The sequence below is a fragment of the Streptomyces sp. NPDC043746 genome (assembly GCF_056436485.1).
Genome location: NZ_JBWKCM010000004.1, coordinates 337,997 through 356,886, shown reverse-complemented (window position 1 = coordinate 356,886; position 18,890 = coordinate 337,997). Strand labels below are relative to the sequence as shown.

The 18,890-nt window shown below is 73.3% G+C and carries 14 protein-coding genes; 10 read left to right on the top strand and 4 right to left on the bottom strand.

What is annotated here, in order from left to right:
• Positions 1-73 precede the first annotated feature (73 nt).
• From AC0682_RS07230 to AC0682_RS07185, 10 genes are all read left to right on the top strand, one after another.
• Positions 74-2,266, top strand: coding sequence for a regulator (locus AC0682_RS07230; protein WP_478531432.1), 2,193 nt, complete (start codon positions 74-76; stop codon positions 2,264-2,266).
• A 51-nt stretch (positions 2,267-2,317) separates the two neighbouring features.
• Positions 2,318-4,072: a hypothetical protein gene (locus tag AC0682_RS07225; protein WP_478531430.1), complete on the top strand. Its 1,755-nt coding sequence runs from the start codon at positions 2,318-2,320 to the stop codon at positions 4,070-4,072.
• Positions 4,073-4,300: 228 nt separating this feature from the next.
• A complete protein-coding gene (locus tag AC0682_RS07220; RefSeq protein WP_478531428.1) occupies positions 4,301-5,602 on the top strand; it encodes a cytochrome P450 in 1,302 nt (433 codons plus the stop codon).
• Positions 5,599-6,861: a cytochrome P450 family protein gene (locus AC0682_RS07215; RefSeq protein WP_478531427.1), complete on the top strand. Its 1,263-nt coding sequence runs from the start codon at positions 5,599-5,601 to the stop codon at positions 6,859-6,861. Before AC0682_RS07220 ends, AC0682_RS07215 begins: the two co-directional genes overlap by 4 nt.
• Before the next feature lie 22 nt (positions 6,862-6,883).
• Positions 6,884-7,357, top strand: a complete 474-nt coding sequence (locus tag AC0682_RS07210) for an ATP-grasp domain-containing protein (protein ID WP_478531426.1) — start codon at positions 6,884-6,886, stop codon at positions 7,355-7,357.
• Positions 7,358-7,508: 151 nt separating this feature from the next.
• Positions 7,509-9,011, top strand: a complete 1,503-nt coding sequence (locus AC0682_RS07205) for an aldehyde dehydrogenase family protein (RefSeq protein ID WP_478531424.1) — start codon at positions 7,509-7,511, stop codon at positions 9,009-9,011.
• Between the two features lie 103 nt (positions 9,012-9,114).
• Positions 9,115-10,728: a GMC family oxidoreductase gene (locus AC0682_RS07200; protein WP_478531422.1), complete on the top strand. Its 1,614-nt coding sequence runs from the start codon at positions 9,115-9,117 to the stop codon at positions 10,726-10,728.
• Positions 10,725-11,876 (top strand): quaternary amine ABC transporter ATP-binding protein, encoded by a 1,152-nt coding sequence (locus AC0682_RS07195; protein WP_254811343.1) that lies wholly within the window; start codon positions 10,725-10,727, stop codon positions 11,874-11,876. Before AC0682_RS07200 ends, AC0682_RS07195 begins: the two co-directional genes overlap by 4 nt.
• Positions 11,876-13,861 carry an ABC transporter permease gene (locus tag AC0682_RS07190; protein WP_478531420.1) on the top strand — a complete coding sequence of 662 codons (1,986 nt, stop codon included), beginning with the start codon at positions 11,876-11,878 and terminating at the stop codon, positions 13,859-13,861. Before AC0682_RS07195 ends, AC0682_RS07190 begins: the two co-directional genes overlap by 1 nt.
• 1 nt (position 13,862) lies before the next feature.
• Positions 13,863-14,837, top strand: coding sequence for an ABC transporter substrate-binding protein (locus tag AC0682_RS07185; RefSeq protein WP_478531419.1), 975 nt, complete (start codon positions 13,863-13,865; stop codon positions 14,835-14,837).
• 51 nt (positions 14,838-14,888) lie between these two features.
• Here the strand turns inward: AC0682_RS07185 and AC0682_RS07180 are convergent, their stop codons facing one another.
• The 4 genes from AC0682_RS07180 to AC0682_RS07165 form a co-directional block, all read right to left on the bottom strand.
• Complete coding sequence (locus tag AC0682_RS07180) at positions 14,889-16,256, bottom strand: cytochrome P450 (RefSeq protein WP_478531418.1); 1,368 nt, start codon at positions 16,254-16,256, stop codon at positions 14,889-14,891.
• Positions 16,257-16,436: 180 nt separating this feature from the next.
• Positions 16,437-16,589 (bottom strand): hypothetical protein, encoded by a 153-nt coding sequence (locus AC0682_RS07175; RefSeq protein WP_478531417.1) that lies wholly within the window; start codon positions 16,587-16,589, stop codon positions 16,437-16,439.
• A gap of 129 nt (positions 16,590-16,718) precedes the next feature.
• The gene (locus tag AC0682_RS07170; protein WP_478531416.1) at positions 16,719-17,561 is read right to left on the bottom strand and encodes a hypothetical protein; all 843 of its coding nucleotides are present in this window, start codon (positions 17,559-17,561) and stop codon (positions 16,719-16,721) included.
• A complete protein-coding gene (locus AC0682_RS07165; RefSeq protein WP_478531414.1) occupies positions 17,561-18,841 on the bottom strand; it encodes a VWA domain-containing protein in 1,281 nt (426 codons plus the stop codon). The genes AC0682_RS07170 and AC0682_RS07165 overlap by 1 nt, the downstream gene beginning before the upstream one ends.
• Positions 18,842-18,890: the final 49 nt, after the last annotated feature.

Below are 18,890 nucleotides of genomic sequence, written 5' to 3'. Positions count from 1 at the left end.
CGGGACACGGAAGCCGGGAAGGGAACCGGCGCGTTCACCCCGGTGGGGCGGCGCACCGGCGGAAGGAGACGGGTTGAACGGCCTCGGTACGGACGGCGGCGGATCGACGTACAACACGGTGTCGGGCGACGCCGTCGTCGTCGGGCCCCTGCTGATGGCCCAACGCATCGAGGGCATCCAGCTGCCACCGGCCCCGCCGGACGTCCCGCCGTGCCAGGGGCCCCAGGCCGGCCGGGTGTTCGTCAACCGGACGAGGGAACTGGCCGATCTGCGGGACGCGGCCCTGTCCCTGGCCGCCGAGCCGGAGCCGGGCGTCGTGCTGGTGGTCGGGGTCGGCGGGGTCGGCAAGACGCAGCTCGTCGCCCAGGCCGTCCGGCGCGAGCTGCACCAGCACTTCCCCGACGGACAGCTCTACGTCGACCTGGCGGACCACCGCCGGGACGGGGCGGTCGACCTCGCCGCCGTGCTCGGCGGGTTCCTGCGAGCCCTGGGGGTCCACAAGGACTACGTACCCGGCCCGCTCACCGAACGGACAGCGCTCTTCCGCAGCGTCGCCGCCACCCGCCGCCTCCTGGTGAAGGCGGACGACGTCCAGCACGCCCCGGAGGCCAGGGCCCTCGTCCCGCCGCAGGGGCTGCTCGTGGCGACCGGGCGCCGGGTCCTGCCGTCGCTGCTCATGGACGGGGCCGTGCTCATCGACGTCGCCCCGCTGGACGAGGCGGCGGGGACGGAACTGGTACGCCGTTGGCACGCCGACGCGGACGAGCGGACCGCCGCCGATGTCGTACGGCTCTGCGCGGGGCACCCGTTGGCGCTGCGGGCGGCGCTGGAGTGGCTGGCGGCCCGGCCGCAGCTGACCCTCGACGACGTGGTGCGTGATCTGAGCGCCGGGCGGCACGGGACGGGCGACGACGGGGTACGGGGGGCGATGGGAATGGCCGCGGGCGCGGGCGGAGGGACCGAGGCGGGCGGGGTGGGCGAGGCCGTCGACGCGGTGCTGGACTCGGTGGTGGCGGGGGTGTCCGGCCATACCCGGGACCTCTACGAACTCCTGGGCATCCTGCCCGGCACCACGGCCACGGCCGACCTGCTGACGGCCGCCGGCGCCACCCGGGTCGACGAGGGACTCGGTGAGCTGCTCTCCTCCCGGCTCGCGGTCCTGGTGGAGTCGTCGGACCGGCCCCGGCGCTACCGGCTGCACGACGTGGTGCGGGCCCACGCCCGGCTGCGCGCACGTGCGTTGCCCGAGGAGCGGCGGCGGGCCGTGCTCCGGCTCGTCGTGGACTTCTACGCCGACGCGGCGGCCCACGGCGACGCGCTGGTGCTGGGCGACCGGTTCAGGATCCAGCCGCCGCCGGTCCGCCCGCTTCGCGAACTCGCGGCGCGGGGCGCGCTGTTCACCGGCCGGGCCGATGCCCTGGAGTGGCTCGACGCCGAACGCGCCAACCTCCGGGCCGCCGTCCGGGTCGCCGCCGACGAGGGCTGGCACGAGGAGGTGTGGCGGCTCTGCGAATCGCTGTGGGCGCTCTACCACAGCCGGAAACACCTCGCGGACTGCGTCGAGTCGGGCCTCCTCGGCATCGAGGCAGCCCAGCACCAGGCGCGCACCGACGTCGAGATCCGGCTGCGGAACCAGGTCGCCCGGGCCGCCTACGAACTGGGCGACCTGGACCGCGCGGAGTCCCAGCTCGACACCGCGGCCGATCTCCTGGGACTGGCCGGAGACCCGCGGCTCAGCGGGGTCGTCCAGGAGAGCCGCGGGCTCATCGCCCTGGCGCGCGGCCGGTCGGAGGAGTCGCCCGGGGCCGCGCGGCAGCGGGCCGAGGAGGCGCGGCGGCTGTTCGAACGCGCGCTGGCGGCCAACCGCGCCGTCCCCGACCCGCACGGGATCGTCGTGCAGAGCTACAACGTGGCCCAGGCGCTGGTGGCGGGGGAGCGGTGGACCGACGCCCTCGACGTACTGGACGAGGCGGCCGAGACCGCCCGGACCACCGGCGACGAACCGATGCTGCCCCGGATCGACCTCGTACGGGCCCACGCCTTCGCCGGGCTCGGCCAACTGGACCGGTCGGTCGCCGCTGCGGGCGCGGCGGCCGACGCGGCGGCCGGGCTCAAGCAGTTCGCCAAGCTCGACCAGGCGCTCGAACTGCTCACCGCGCTCGCCGACCGGGCCGAGGACCGGCCGCTGCGGGCCGCCTGCGAGGCGAAGCTCGGCATGCTGCGGCGGACCATGGGACTGAGGCCACCGGCCGCGCCGACGGCCTGAGCCCGCGCCTACCCTTCTCCCCGTCCCCTCGACTTTCCCCGGAGCCATGCGTTGTCCTCGGTGCCGTCGCCGCTCAGCCGTTCGTCCGCCCGGTTCCGGTTCCGCCGCCGCGCCGCCCGGCCCCGCCACGACCGGTGGAACACCTGGGACCCGCCGAAGGCGGAGGTGCTCGGGGTGGCCCGGACGCTCACCTCCGCCACCCGGGTGCTGGACGTCATGCACCTGCTGCGCCACGAGGACGGGATCGAGAAGTACTACACGGTCAACCCGGGCTCGGCGTTCGCGGACGGGCTCGACGCCTATCTGGCCGGACTCGGTGTCCGGGTGCTGAGCTGGAAGGAGGCCACCCGCCGCTCCTTCGACCTGGCGGTCAGCTGCTCGGTCCACCCGACCATGCGCCGGCTGGACGCCCCGCTGATGGTGCTGCCGCACGGCGCCGGGTACAACCGGCTCGTGACGGAGTCGACGGGCGACACGTCCTCCCCGGCGGGGCTCTCGCGCCGGGAGCTGATGTGGCGCGGGAAGGTCGTGCCGGAGGCGATCGGGGTCTCGCACCAGGCCCAGATCGACCGGCTCGCCGAGACCTGCCCCGAGGCCGTCCCGCACGCCCTGGCCGTCGGTGACTGGTGCTTCCAGCGCATCACCGCGAGCATGAAGCACCGCGACCGCTACCGCGCCCGGCTCGGCGCGGTCGGCGGGCGGCGGCTGGTGGTGATCCACTCGACCTGGAGCCGGCACTCGCTGCTGGGCCGCCACCCGGAGCTGCCGCTGCGGCTGATGACCTCCCTTCCGGTGGACGAGTTCGCCGTCGCGGCCGTCTTCCACCCCAACGTCTGGGCCCGGCACACCCGTTGCGGCGTGCTGGAGCGGCTCGGCGCCGCGATGGACGCCGGGCTCATGATCATTCCGCCGGAGGAGGGGTGGCGCGCGGCGGTGGTGGCCAGCGACTGGGTCGTCGGCGACCACGGCAGTACGACCTTCTACTCGACCGCCGCCGACCGGGTCACCCTCCTCGCCGCCACCGGTCTCGACGAACTGGACCCCGCGTCGCCCGCCGCCGCGTTCGGGCAGGGGGCGCCGCGGCTGGATCCCGGCGGCGACGTGTACGCGCAGCTGCTGGCGGCGGCCCGGGAACACGACCCGGCGGAGCTGCGGCCCGTCGTGGACCGGCAGCTCGCCTCGGTGGACACCTCGGGCGAGGTGACCCGGGACCGGATGTACGCGTTCCTCGCCGGGCGCGGGGTCCGGGTGCCGGACGCGGCGCCCCGACCGCTGCCCGTACCGGCCCCCGAGCCGGTGCGCCGGACGGCCGCCACCGCGTACGACGTGACCGGGGCCCATGGCGCCGGGGGCACCGTCCACCTCCAGCGCCGGCCCCTGGTGGCCGGGCACCACACCGAGGCCCTCGGCTTCTACGCCGTCACCACCGAGGAGACGCACCCCCACTGGCCCGACGCGGCCGAGGTGCTGGCCCGGACGGTGGCGGACGCCGAGGTGGCCGCGCTGGACTGGGCTGCCGAGGCCGCCGTGCGGTACGAGAACCTCAACGTGCTGGTGGCGCGGCTGGACGAGAGCCGCTGTCTGGTCAGGCTGCGCGGCGGGCGCCTGCTGGAGGCCCGTACGGAACGGCTCTGGGGCGCCCGGCGGCCCCCGCTCGATCCGGTGCTACTGGGCTCGGCCGTCAACCTCTGGCTGACCGACGCCGACCGGGCGAAGGACCTCACGGACGGTCTGACGCTCTGCACCGGCCAGGGGCGCGTCGAGGCCGCGTTCACCGAGCAGGGCGCCTCCGAGCCACGGCACTGAGCCCTCGACCCGCGCCCCTGAACCGGAAGCAGCGGATCCGATGCCGATCTTCTGATCAAACCTGCGCAGATGTCGTATGGGAATGACCGACCTGGCGAAGCAACCTGGCCGGGAGCGGGCGGAAAAGGTCTCGATTCCGCCCCGCCGATTCACAGAAGCTCCTTATAGTGGTGCCGCGTTGATCGTATGGTCGCAACGCGCGAAGCCGTCGCCACTGGAGTCCGTACGATGACGAACCCCTCGCCCGCCACGCCCGCGTCCCCGGCCGGCGGGGGCGGCGGCTGCCCCATGGGCCTGGGCACCGCGGCCGTCCCGCTCAGCGGGCCCGCCTTCCACACCGAACCCCAGGTGCTCTACCGCTCCATGCGGCGCGACCACGGCCCCGTCGTCCCCGTGGAGCTGCCCGGCGGCTTCCCCGCCTGGCTGGTGATCGGCTACCGCGAACTCCACCAGGTCACCAGTGACGGGGAGTTGTTCCCCCGGGACGTCTCCCTGTGGAACCAGTGGGAGAACGTCCCCGCCGACTGGCCGCTGCTGCCCATGGTGGGCACCCCGATGCCCTCCATCTACTTCACCGCCGGGGCCGAGCACCGCCGCCATGTCGACATGGTCGTCCCCGCGCTGGAGGAGGCCGACCCCTTCGAGATCCGGCAGCACTGCGAGCAACTGGCGGACCGGCTCATCGACGCCGTGTGCAGCCGGGGCACCGCCGACCTGGTCGCGGAGTTCGCGGAGCCGCTCCCCGTCCTCGTCCTCGCCCGTCTCGTCGGCTTCCCCGACGACGAGGGCGCCGACATCGCCCGGGTGCTCAAGGACCTGGCCGACGGCGGTCCCGACGCCCAGAAGGCGCACCTGCGCTTCGGCGAGCACATGCACCGGCTCGTCGCCGCCAAGCGGGCGCACCCCGGCAACGACGTGACCTCGCGGATGCTGGCCCACCCCGAACCGTTCACCGACGAGGAGTACGCACTCGACCTCATGGCCGTCACGGCCGCCGGGCACCTGACCACCGCCGACTGGATCAGCAACTCCACCCGGCTGATGCTCACCGAGGACCAGTTCGCAAACGCCCTCTCCGGCGGACGGCACAGCGTCGCGGAGGCCATGAACGAGGTGCTCTGGGAGGACGCCCCCACCCAGATCCTGGCCGGACGGTGGGCCGCGCGCGACGCCCGGCTCGGCGGACGGAACATCGCCCGCGGCGACATGCTGCTCCTCGGCCTCGGCGCCGCCAACGGCGACCCCCACATCCGCCAGCAGGTCACGGACCTGGTGGCCCGCTCCGGGCAGGGCGGCAACAACGCCCACATGGCGTTCAGCCACGGCGAGTACCGCTGCCCCTTCCCCGCCCAGGAGATCGCCGAGATCATCGCCCGTACCGGCATCGAAGTCCTCCTGGACCGGCTCCCCGACATCGAACTGGCCGTACCGGCGACGGAGCTGGTGCGCAGGCCCTCCGCCTTCCTGCGCGGGACGACCTCGCTGCCCGTCCGCTTCACCCCCGTACGCACGACAGGAGACGCGTTGTGAACTGCCCGCACGCCACGGCCGCCCGAGCCGCGGAAGCCGACCGGAGCGCCGGGGCCATCACCATCGACCCCATGGTCCAGGACCTGGACGGGGAGACCGCGCGGCTGCGCGAGGCCGGGGCGCTCGCCCGGATCGAGCTGCTCGGCGTCCCCGCCTGGACCGTCACCCGGCACGCCGAGGCCCGGCAGCTCCTCGTCGACCAGCGGCTGGTGAAGGACATCGAGGCCTGGGAACTCTGGCGTACCGGAGTGGTGACACGTGCATGGCCGCTCATCGGCATGATCGACGCCGGACGTTCCATGTTCACCGTGGACGGCGCCGAGCACCGGCGGCTGCGCACCAAGACCTCCCAGGCGCTCACCCCGCGCCGGCTCGAAGCGATCCGCCCGGCCGTCGAGAAGTTCACCGAGGAGCTGCTGGACGACCTGGAGGCGGCCCGGGGCGAGGACGGCGTCGTCGACCTGAAGGCCGTCTTCGCCCAGCCGCTGCCGATGAAGGTCGTCGGCATGCTCATGGGCGTCGACGAGTCCCAGCACCCGATGCTCACCCGGCAGTACAAGGCGTTCTTCTCCATGCTCACCCCGCAGGAGGAACGCCTTCAACTCCTCGCGGACCTGGACGTCTTCTACACCGACCTCGTACGGGAGAAGACCGCCCGCCCCACGGACGACCTCACCAGCGCGCTGATCCTGGCCGAGGAGGGCGGCGAACCGCTCACCGAGGAGGAGGTGGTCGGCAATCTGAAGGCGATGGTCGCCGCCGGGCACGAGACGACCATCGGGCTCATCCTCAACGCCGTACGCGCCCTCCTCGCCCACCCCGACCAGCTCGCCGAGGTGCTGGCCGGCGAGGTCGGCTGGGACGCGGTGGTGGAGGAGACCCTGCGCTGGGACACCCCCACCACGCATCTGCTGATGCGGTTCGCCACCGAGGACATCACCGTGGGCGACACCGTGATCAGGAAGGGCGAAGGGGTCGTCATCTCCTACCGGGCCATCGGCCGCGACACCGCGCAGCACGGCGAGGACGCCGACGCCTTCGACGTCACCCGCCCCACCCGCAACCGCCACATGACCTTCGGCCACGGCCCGCACATCTGCCCCGGCGCCGCCCTCTCCCGCGTCGAGGCGGGCATCGCGCTGCCCGCGCTCTTCGGCCGCTTCCCCGGCCTGCGGCTCGCGGTCCCGGACGCCGAGATCACCAAGCTGCCGGTGATGACCCAGAACGACATGGCCGCCTTCCCGGTCCTGCTGGGCTGAGGCCGTCCCCGTACGCGTACGCGTGCTGGCCCCGCGACCGGGTCTGCCGGCCCTCGCCCCGCACCGCTCCACCACGGCCGCCCTCCTGGCCGGGGCGGCGCGGGGGCGCGGGGTGGAGGTGGCCGTCCTGCCCGTGGGCGGGGTGCCGTACGCCGTCCACGGGTTGCTGGACGCGGCACCTCTGGCGGCACATCCGCGGGAGCCCGCCGTACGCGCCTTCACCCGGCGGCTCGTCGAGGCGTGCGGAGTCACCCTGCCCGGCGCCGCCGTCCTGGACGTCGGCCGCACGCTCCCGGCCGCCGGGCCCGGGAGCTGGGCCGTGGTGGAGGCGAACATGGCGCGGTTCAGCAACGTGTACGCCGCCGACCCCGGCCGCGCCCTCGATGCGGTGCTCCGGTCGGCAGGGCCCGAGGGCCTGCTTCGCGACCGGGACCGGGCCTTCCGGCGGGCCGTGCCCACCGCTTCCGGGGCGGCGCGAGGCGTCGCGCCCGAGTGAGGTGCATCACGCAGAGTTAAATTCTTGGCATACATTCCGGCGGACGGGGGAGGGGCCCCGTCCGCTGGTGTGGCCGTACCCCGGTCCACCGCGCAGGACGCCCCCGGCCGAACCGGCGGAGGCATTTCGGGTACGGAAGGCGAAACACGACATGTCGGCGCTCAGCACCATCCACATCGACGGCACCTGGCGGGCCGCCGCCTCAGGCGCGACCCGCGAGATCCTCGACCCCGCCGACGCCACCGTCCTGGCCGTCGTCGCGGAGGGCGGTACCGAGGACACCGACGCGGCGATCGCGGCGGCCCGGCGCGCCTTCGACGACGGCCCCTGGCCGCACCGGCCCGTCGCGGAGCGGGCCGCCCTGCTGCGCCGGGTCGCCGACCTGCTCCAGCGGGACCGCGAGGAGATCGCGATCACCGAGAGCCGCGACACCGGCAAGACCCTCGAAGAGGGCCGGGTCGACGTGGACGACGTGACAGGGGCCTTCCGCTACTTCGCGGACCTGGTGATGAACGAGAGCGGCGGCCGGGTCGTCGACGCGGGCGACCCCGACGTCCACAGCGTCGTCGTCCACGAGCCCGTCGGCGTCTGCGCCCTGATCGCCCCCTGGAACTACCCCCTCCTCCAGGCCAGCTGGAAGATCGCCCCGGCCCTCGCCGCAGGCAACACCTTCGTGCTCAAGCCCAGCGAGGTCACCCCGCTCTCCACCGTCCACCTGATCAGGCTCCTCGCGGAGGCCGGACTCCCCGACGGTGCCGCCAACCTCGTCACCGGCGCGGGCGACCCGGTCGGCGCCCGGCTCTCCGAGCACCCGGACGTCGACCTGGTCTCCTTCACCGGTGGCCTCGCCAGCGGCACGAAGGTGGCCCAGGCCGCCGCACCCACCGTGAAGAAGGTCGCCCTGGAGCTGGGCGGCAAGAACCCCAACGTGGTGTTCGCGGACGCCTGCGCCACCGACGAGGGCTTCGACACCGCCGTCGACCAGGCCCTGAACGCCGCCTTCTTCCACAGCGGCCAGGTCTGCTCCGCCGGGGCCCGCCTGATCATCGAGGAGAGCGTCCGCGAGCGGTTCGTCACCGAGCTGGCCCGCCGCGCCGACGCCATCCGCCTCGGCCGGGGCACCCTGGAGGGCGTCGAGTGCGGCCCCCTCGTCTCCGCCCAGCAACTCGCCAAGGTCGAGGCGTACGTCGCCTCCGCCCGCGAGGAGGGCGCGATCGTCCGGGCCGGCGGCGAGCGCCCGAAGCCGAACGACGTGCGCCCCGAAGGCGGCTACTTCTACCGGCCGACGGTCCTGGACGGCTGCCACCGCGAGATGACGGTGGTCCGCGAGGAGACCTTCGGCCCGATCCTCACCGTCGAGACCTTCCGTACCGAGGAAGAGGCCATCACCCTGGCCAACGACACCGACTACGGCCTCGCGGGCGCCGTCTGGACCACGGACGCCGGCCGGGCCCGCCGGGTCGCCGGACGGCTGCGCCACGGCACCGTCTGGATCAACGACTACCACCCCTACCTCCCCCAGGCCGAGTGGGGCGGCTTCGGCAAGTCCGGTACGGGCCGTGAGCTGGGCCCCACCGGTCTGGCCGAGTACCGCGAGGCCAAGCACATCTACCAGAACCTCAACCCGCGCCCCCAGCGCTGGTTCGCCGGCTGACGCCTGCGTGGGGCCGGGCCGCGTCTTCCGTGACCGCCCGGCCCCGACCGGCTGTTCGCAGCACCACGCACACGCACGAACCTTGCAGAAGGAGCAGAGACCGATGCCTCCCACCCCCCGCAGCACCGCCGTCCCCGACCTCGAGGGCCCCGTGGCCGACTACGTGATCGTCGGCGGCGGCACCGCCGGATCGGTCATCGCCTCGCGGCTCACCGAGGACCCCGACGTGACCGTCACCCTCGTCGAGGGCGGCCCCACCGACATCGACCGCGACGACGTCCTCACCCTCCGCCGCTGGCTCGGCCTCCTCGGCGGCGACCTCGACTACGACTACCCCACCACCGAGCAGCCGCGCGGCAACTCCCACATCCGGCACAGCCGCGCCCGGGTGCTGGGCGGCTGCTCCTCCCACAACACCCTCATCAGCTTCAAGCCGCTCCCCGGCGACTGGGACGAGTGGGCCGAGGCGGGCGCCGAGGGCTGGGACGCGGACGCGATGGACCCGTACTTCGCCCGGCTGCGCAACAACATCGTCCCGGTGGACGAGAAGGACCGCAACGCCATCGCCCGCGACTTCGTCGACGCCGCCCAGCAGGCGGCCGGAGTCCCGCGCGTGGAGAGCTTCAACCGCAAGCCGTTCCACGAGGGCGTCGGCTTCTTCGACCTCGCCTACCACCCCGAGAACAACAAGCGCTCCTCCGCCTCCGTGGCCTACCTCCACCCGCACATCGAGGCCGGTGACCGCCCGGGCCTCCGCATCCTGCTGGAGACCTGGGCCCACCGCCTGGAGTTCGACGGCACCCGCGCCACCGGCGTCCACGTCCGGACGAAGGACGGCGAGGAGATCCTGCTGCGCGCCGCCCGCGAAGTCATCGTCTGCGCGGGCGCGGTGGACACCCCCCGGCTGCTGCTGCACTCCGGGATCGGCCCGCGCGCGGACCTGGAGGCACTCGGCATCGAGGTGCGCCACGACCTGCCGGGCGTGGGAGAGAACCTGCTCGACCACCCCGAGTCCGTCATCGTCTGGGAGACTGACGGGCCCATCCCGGAGAACTCCGCGATGGACTCCGACGCGGGACTCTTCGTCCGCCGCGACCCCGGATCCCGGGGCCCGGACCTGATGTTCCACTTCTACCAGATCCCCTTCACCGACAACCCCGAGCGCCTGGGCTACGAGAAGCCCGAGCACGGTGTGTCGATGACCCCCAACATCCCCAAGCCGCGCAGCCGGGGCCGCCTCTACCTCACCAGCGCCGACCCCGAGGTCAAGCCCGCCCTGGACTTCAGGTACTTCACCGACGAGGACGACTACGACGGCCGCACCCTGGTCGACGGCATCAGGCTCGCCCGGGAGATCGCCGCCACCGAACCGCTCGCCCACTGGCTGAAGCGCGAGGTCTGCCCCGGCCCCGAGGTCACCTCGGACGAGGACATCAGCGAGTACGCCCGCAAGGTCGCCCACACCGTCTACCACCCGGCGGGCACCTGCAAGATGGGTGCCGCCGACGACCACCAGGCCGTGGTGGACCCGCAGTTGCGCATCCGGGGACTCGAAGGCATCCGGATCGCGGACGCGTCGGTCTTCCCGACCATGCCCGCCGTCAACCCGATGATCGGGGTCCTCATGGTCGGCGAGAAGTGCGCCGAACTCCTCGCACAGGAGGCGGGCCACACGGTCCCGGCCCCTGGTGCCGGCACCGGAGACGATGCCCGATGACCGCAACCCGCGCCCCCGAGGCGCCCGTCGAGACGACTGAGGACGCCGTCTTCTCCGTACGCGACCTCTGGAAGGTCTTCGGCCCCAGGGCCGACCGCATCCCCGGCGGCGAGTACGCGGCCCTCCCGCCCGCCGAACTGCGCGAGGCCACCGGCTGCACCGCCGCCGTCCGCGATGTCTCCTTCGACGTCCGCAAGGGCGAGGTCTTCGTCGTCATGGGCCTGTCGGGCTCCGGCAAGTCCACCCTCGTACGCTGTCTGACCCGGCTGATCGAACCCACCAGCGGCACCCTCGCCATCGACGGCGAGGACGTCCTCGCGATGGACCGCGCCCGGCTGCGCGAACTGCGCCGTCACCGCACCGCGATGGTCTTCCAGCACTTCGGGCTGCTGCCGCACCGCACGGTGCTGGACAACGTCGCCTACGGTCTGGAGATCCAGGGCCTGAGCAAGGGCGAACGCCGCTCCAAGGCAGCCGAGTTGGTGGAGAAGGTCGGCCTCGCCGGACTGGAGGACCGCCGTCCCTCGCAGCTCTCCGGCGGTCAGCAGCAGCGTGTCGGCCTCGCCCGCGCGCTCGCCGTCGACCCCTCCGTCCTCCTCTTCGACGAGCCGTTCAGCGCGCTGGACCCGCTGATCCGCCGCGAGATGCAGGACGAGGTGGTCCGGCTGCACCGCGAGGAGGGCCGCACCATGGTCTTCATCACCCACGACCTGAGCGAGGCGCTGCGCCTGGGCACCCGGATCGCGCTCATGCGGGACGGCGGGATCGTCCAGCTCGGCACCCCCGAGGAGATCGTGGGCTCGCCCGCCGACGACTACGTCCGCGAGTTCGTCCGGGACGTCCCGCGCGAGCAGGTCCTCACCGTCGCCACCGCCATGCGCCCCGCGCTCGCCGGAGAGAGCGAGCGCGGCCCGGCCGTGCGCCCCGACGCCACGGTCTTCGAAGCCATCGAGGCGGTCTCCCGCTCCGGCGACCCCGCCGCCAGGGTGATGGACGGCGGCCGGCTCGTCGGCGTCGTCGACCACGCGTGCCTGCTGGACGTGGTGGCCGGGGCGAGGGGCCCCGCGACAGCCGGAGAGGACAGCACGGGAGCGGCCGGGTCCTCCGGAGCCGCCGCCCCCGACGGCGCCCGCGAGGTGTCCCTCTGATGGCCACCGCCCAAGCCACCCCGGCCCGCCCCGTGCAGCCGGGCACCGGCCGGGGGCCGCTCGCCGCCCTGCGCGAACGCCCGGCAGCCGGGAAGCTGCTGCTCCTCGCGCTCGCCGCCGCCGTCCTCGTCCCCCTCGTCCACGGCCGCTGGGGCGGCGGGGTCTGGCCCGACGCGCTCACCGCCGACCTCTCCGGGCCGCTCGGCAGCGTCACCGACTGGATCGTCTCCAACCGGGACAGCCACCCGCTCTTCCTCTACTTCTTCGGCCACATCAGCAACGCCGTCGTCCTCTCTGTACGCGGCGTCTACCTGGTCCTCCTGGCCCTCGGCTGGGCCGGTGTCACCGTGCTCGCCGCCGCCGTCGCCTGGCGGGTCGCGGGCATCAGGCTCGCGCTGACCGCCGCCGCCTCCTTCCTGGCCTGCGGGCTGCTCGGCATGTGGGTGCCGACCATGCAGACGCTCGCGCTGATGGTCGTCGCCGTCCTCGCCTCCGTCGTCCTCGGCCTCATCCTCGGCCTGGCCGCCGGACTCTCCGACCGCATCTTCCGCATCCTGCGCCCGGTGCTCGACACCATGCAGGTCCTGCCCGCCTTCGCCTATCTGCTCCCCGTGGTGCTGGTCTTCGGTGTCGGCGTCCCCGGAGCGGTCCTCGCCACCGTCGTCTACGCGGCTCCGCCGATGGCCCGGCTCACCGCGCTCGGCCTGCGCGGCGCGGACGGCGGGGTCATGGAGGCCGTCACCTCGCTCGGCGCGACCGGCAGGCAGCGGCTGCTCACCGCCCGCCTCCCGCTGGCCCGCAAGGAGCTGCTGCTCGGCCTCAACCAGACCATCATGATGGCGCTCTCCATGGCCGTCATCGCCTCCGTGATCGGCGCCGGCGGTCTCGGGGACCGGGTCTACCAGGCGCTCTCCGCCGTCGACGTGGGCGCCGCCCTCGCCGCCGGCATCCCGATCGTGCTGCTCGCCGTCGTCCTGGACCGTACGACGGAGGCGGCCGGCCGCCGCGTCGGCACCGAGCCCACCGGCCCGGCCCTCCTGCGCGGGTGGCGCGGCTGGGGCCTCGCCGCCCTGGTCACCGCCGCCGTGGCCCTCGTGGGACGCCTCACCGACGGCCGGGTCTGGCCCGACGACGTCACCGTGGCCATCGCCGGACCGGTCAACACCGCCAAGGACTGGATGGTCGACCACCTCTACACCGGGGTCCCCGTCGTCGGCGGCACCGCCGACCTCGCCTCCCACTTCACCAGCGGAGTCCTCAACCCGCTGCGCAGCGGGCTCACCTCCCTGCCCTGGTGGTCGGTGCTCCTCGTCGTCGCCGCCCTCGCCTGGACCATCGGCACCTGGCGCACCGCCGCCACCGCCGTCCTCGCCATGGCCGCGATCGGGGTCCTCGGCGTGTGGGAACCGTCGATGGACACCCTCAGCCAGGTGATCGCCGCCGTGGCCGTCACCCTGGTCCTCGGCTTCTCCATCGCGATCGGCGCGGCCCGCAGCGCACGGCTGGAGAAGCTGCTGCGGCCGGTCCTGGACGTCTTCCAGACCATGCCGCAGTTCGTCTACCTCATCCCCGTCGTCGCCCTCTTCGGCGTCGGCCGGGCCCCCGCCGCCGCAGCGGCCGTCGTCTACGCGCTGCCCGCCGTCGTCCGCATCACCACCCAGGGGCTGCGGGGCGTCGACCCGGCCGCGATGGAGGGCGCCCGCTCGCTCGGCGCCACCCCCGGCCAGCAGCTGCGCCAGGTCCAACTGCCCCTGGCCAGGCCCTCCTTGCTGCTCGCCGTCAACCAGGCGGTCGTGCTCGTCCTCGCCGTCGTCATCATCGGCGGACTGGTCGGATCGGGCGCACTCGGCTACGACGTCGTCTTCGGCCTCGCCCAGGGCGACCTGGCCACCGGGCTGGTCGCCGGAGCGGCGATCGTCTGCCTGGGCCTGATGCTCGACCGGGTCACCCAGCCCACCGCCCGCCGCCAGCGACAGGAGAGCTGAGATGAACCGCTCCCGCACCCGCCTGCTCGTGGCGCTCGCCTCGGCCACCGCCCTGCTCGCCACGGCGGGCTGCGGCGCCGCCGACATGACCAAGCAGGCCTCCCCGTTCGCCGCTCCCGCAGGGGTCAAGACGGTCACCCTCTCCGTCCAGTCCTGGGTCGGCGCCCAGGCCAACGTCGCCGTGGCCGAGCAACTCCTGAAGGAGGAGCTGGGCTACCGCGTCGACCTCGTCCAGACCGACGAGGTCCCCGCCTGGGACGCCCTCAGCCAGGGCCGCGTCGACGCGATCCTGGAGGACTGGGGCCACCCCGACCAGGAGAAGCTGTACGTCGACGAGAAGAAGACCATCGTCCGCGGCGGCGACCTCGGGGTCACCGGCCATATCGGCTGGTACGTCCCCGAGTACTTCGCCGACCAGCACCCCGACGTCACGGACTGGAAGAACCTCAACAAGTACGCGGACCGGCTGAAGACCGCCGAGAGCGGCGGCAAGGGCCAGCTGATGGACGGCTCGCCCTCCTACGTCACCAACGACGTGGCCCTGGTGAGGAACCTGGGCCTGGACTACAAGGTGGTCTTCGCCGGCTCCGAGGCGGCTCAGATCACCCAGATCCAGCAGTTCGCCAAGGAGAAGAAGCCCTTCCTCAGCTACTGGTACCAGCCGCAGTGGCTGTTCAACGAGGTGCCGATGGTCGAGGTGAAGCTCCCGGAGTACACCGAGGAGTGCGCGGCCAAGGCCCCCGAGGACATCGACTGCGGCTACCCCACCACGCCGCTGCAGAAGTTCCTCAACGCCGACTTCGTCGAGCGCGGAGGGGACGCGGCCGACTTCCTCAAGAAGTTCCACTGGTCGGAGCAGCACCAGAACGAGGTCTCCGAGATGATCGCCTCACAGCGGCTCACCCCCGAGGAGGCGGCCAAGCGCTGGATCGAGCGCCACCCGGACGTCTGGAGGAAGTGGCTGCCGCAGGACTGAGGGGGCGGGGGTGCCCGGAGGAGCGAGAGGGGACCGGGCACCCCCGCACCGCTACCGCTTCCGTACGGTGGCCAGCACATCGCGGTCCGGCTGGAGCGTCAGACTCGGCACGGGCTCGACGACCCCGGGATCGACGTCCAGATCGAAGCGCCGGGCCAGCACGGCGAGGATCAGGACCGCCTCCACCATGGCGAACCTGGTCCCCAGGCAGACCCGGGGCCCGCCGCCGAACGGGAACCACGCGTACTCCGCGATCTCGTCCCCGCTCTCCGCGTCCCAGCGCTCCGGCCGGAACTCCTCCGGCTCCGGGAACCACCGCGGATCCCGGTGCGTGGACCACTGGCTGCTCCAGACCCGGGTCCCCTCCTCGACCGGCATACCGCCGAGCCGAGCCCCCTCCTTCGCGACGCCCGTGATCAGCCAGATCGTCGGATACAGCCGCAGGGTCTCCTTCACCACCGCCTGGGTGCAGGGGAGTCGGGCGTAGTCGTCGATCCCCGGCTCGCGGTCGCCGAGCACCTCGTCCAACTCCTCGGTGAGCGCGGCCCGCACCCGGGGGTTGCGGGAGAGCAGGTACCACGCCCACACCAGGGTCGAACTCGTCGTCTCATGCCCGCCGATGTACAGGGTCACCGTCTCGTCGCGGATCTCCTCGTCGCTGAGCCGTTCCCCGCTCTCGTCGACCGCGGCCAGCAACCGGCTGAGCAGGTCGGGCCGTTCGGTGCCGCCGTCGCGGTGCCGGGCCACCACCCGCGCCACCTCGGCGTCGATGACCGCGGCGGCCTTCCTGATCCGCGCCCGGCCGGGGGTGGGTACCCAGTCGGGCAGCAGCGCCCCGATGCCGGAGAACTCCTTGCCGATCTCCGCCTGGGCGACATCCATCGCCCGGCCCATCGCCTCCGAGTCCGCCGGGGTGTCCACACCGAAGATGGTGCGCACCGCGATCTTCTGCGTCAGCGCCGCCATCTCCCGCTTGATGTCGACGCGTTCTCCGTCCGCCCAGCTGTCGGCCAGCTCCACCGCGGAGGCCGCCATGGTGGCCGCGTACGACTTCACCTGCTTGGGCCGCACCGACGGCTGTACCAGCGACCGTTTGCGGCGCCACTCCCGACCCCGCGCCACGATGATGCCGTCGCCCATCACCGTACGGAACGCGATCCCGAGCCTCGGCTGGTCGAAGGTGCCCTCCGTCTCGGTGAGCAACTCGCCTATGTGCTCCGGGTCCGAGACGAACAGGCACCGATTGCGCCCGAACCGCCAGCGCACCATGTCCCCGTGTCCTCGCAGGAGTTCGAAGAAGGCGAGGGGGTTCCTCCCGAACTGCGGCAGGTTCCCGAGCAGCGGCAGCCCCCTGGGGCCCGCTACGGGCACGGGGGCGCGGGACGGGGTGTCGAGTGCCGGGCCGGTCTGCGTGGACATCGAAAGGACTCCGCTCCCTGGGATGCGCCGTGAGTGGCGCGCAATCGTTCGAACTTCATCGAACGCGATGAGGGCGCCACTCCGCCAGAGTGTCGGGCCGCCGTGGCCGGAATCTGCCATCGGTCTTGGTGGGCAAGCGAGTTGACGAGCCCAGCCGTCGTGGTCGTCGGATGCGGACGGTCAAAGCCCCGCGATCGGCTGGATGCAGACGATCTTGACCGGGACGACCGGCGCGAAGGGCGTCGAGCACCCGTCGCCGATCCGGCTGCCGCTCGCCCGCCTGCCGGCGTACGCCGCGATCGCCGGGTCGCACCGCGGACACGGCCCCCCCACGGGTTCTCCTCGCCGAACTGCCGCACCGGCCGTGCCTCCCCGTCTCGGAGCGGTCCCGTTCGGGATCGCCGAGGGGCGGGGAGGCGGCCGGCCGGGCGGCAGCCCGAGGGCGCTGTCCGCGGAGGGCCCTCAGACCCCGTGAGGCACGTGCGCCGGGCGGCCCCGGCCCCGCGTCAGCGAGTAGCCGAACACGCCCGCGAGCGCGGCGAGGACCCCGCCGCCGACCGTCCAGAGCCAGCGGCTCGTCCACCAGCCGGAGGCCCAGCCGCCCTCCGGCTCAACGGCGGCCCGGGCCTGGGAGGTGCCCGACGCGCCGGTCACCGAGATACCCGGCACCAGCGGCTTCGCGAGCGTGCCGTCCACGTGGTGGGCGCCGCCCGCGTCCGCCACGTCGGCCCGCACCTCGGCCCCGAACGGCAGCCCCAGCTCGTCGGCCGGGAGGTTCACGACCGTCAGCCGCACGTAGTAGCTGCCCGGCAGCGGGTCGTTGGCCCATGGTTCGGACCAGGACCGTACGGTGCGCAGCACACAGGACAGCTCCACCGCCGCCGCGTCGGCCGCCGCCTTGCGGGTCTGGTGGCCGTAACTGCACGCCTGGCGGCGGCGCAGCCCGTCGTACACGTCGATCTGCCAGGTGGAGGCCGAACGCTTCGCCTCGCCCTGCGGCAGCTTGACCGTCGCCCGGACGGTGGCGCGCTGGCCGGTGTCGGCCGGGAACACCCAGTAGAGGTAGTCGCCCGCCGACGCCTGCGCGGTGCCGGTCTGGCCCTGCTGGAGCGCGGTCGCGGTACGGAAGGTGGTGCCCGCCTCGGTGGGGGCGGAGCCTTCGTCACCCGGGCTCGCGCTGGGCGCCGGGTCGTCGGCCGCTGCCGTGCCCGCCGAGGTGAACAGGGTCAGCCCGGCCAGCAGTGCCCCGGCGAACGCGCGTCGCACACCACGGGTGCGGGCCCGGTGGGAAGTCGTCGTCACCATCAGTTGGTCCTCCATACGGCGATGCGCCAGCGCGAGATCCAGCCGAAGAGCAGCCCCGCGACCAGTCCGGTCAGCACGAGGGCGCCCAGCAGCCACCAGCCGCGGCCGAGGCCGAAGGCGGCCACGTCGGACGCCTGGTCCGGTCCGTCCACCAGGTCCACGGTCAGCTCGACCGGCAGACCCGGGGTGCGCTTCACCGAGGCGGGTGCGGAGAAGGCGTTGGAGAGCTGGAGGCAGACGGTCTCGGCGGCGGGCTTGCCGCTGCCGTCGTCACCGTCCTCCACCTCGGCCTTGGGATAGCGGAGACCGGACGAGATCACATCCGTACGTCCGGTGCCGGACGCCTCGCCCCGGACGATCTCGCGTCCGGAGGCCGTCACCGCGCGCAGCAGGACACCGTAGTCGTTGTCGACGGCGCGGTCGGCCGCCACGCTCACCGAGGCGCGCAGCTCCTGACCGGGCAGCACGTCGACCCGGTACCAGCGGTGTTCACCCATCACCTGGCGGTCGGTGTAGAGGCCCGCCTTCAGCTCGGGCGCGGCGGAGCAGCTGCCCGCCCCCTCGGTGGCGACCGGGGTGGCGACCGGCTCGGCCGCCCGGTCCACCAACTGCTTCACCCGGCGCGAGAGGTCTTCCTTGTGCTGGACGGCGGTGTAGGTGCCGCCGGTGGCGTCCGCGATGCAGGTGAGCTGCTGGCGGATCTTGGCGTCGGGCACCAGGCCGAGGGTGTCGATGACCAGGTGGGTACCGCGCGCCGCGATCTCCCGGGCCACCTCGCACGGGTCGAGCGGGCCGCAGGTGTCCTCGCCGTCCGTGATGAGGACGATCCGGCGCGTGCCGTCGCCGCCTTCGAGGTCGTCGGCGGCGCCGAGCAGTGCGGGGCCGATCGGGGTCCAGCCGGTCGGGGCGAGGGTGGCGACGGCGGCCTTGGCCTCGGTGCGGTCCAGCGGGCCGACCGGGTAGAGCTGCTTGGTGTCCTTGCAGCCGACCTTGCGGTCCTCGCCCGGGTAGTCGGCGCCGAGGGTGCGGATGCCGAGGTGGACCCCTTCGGGCACCGCGTCCAGGACGTCGTTGAACGCCTGCTTCGCGGCCAGCATCCTGGACTGGCCGTCGATGTCGCGGGCGCGCATGGATCCGCTGACGTCGAGGACGAGTTCGACCTTGGGGGCGGGGGTGGCGGGTGGTCCGTCGGCGGCCGCGGGGATCGCGGTGCCGAGCCCGGCGGCCAGGGTGGCCAGTGCTATGCACACCCCGGCCGTCAGCCGATTTCTTGTGATCATCGCCGGATCCTATGGAAAATCAGTTGGTATTCCCAACCGGGGCCGTCGG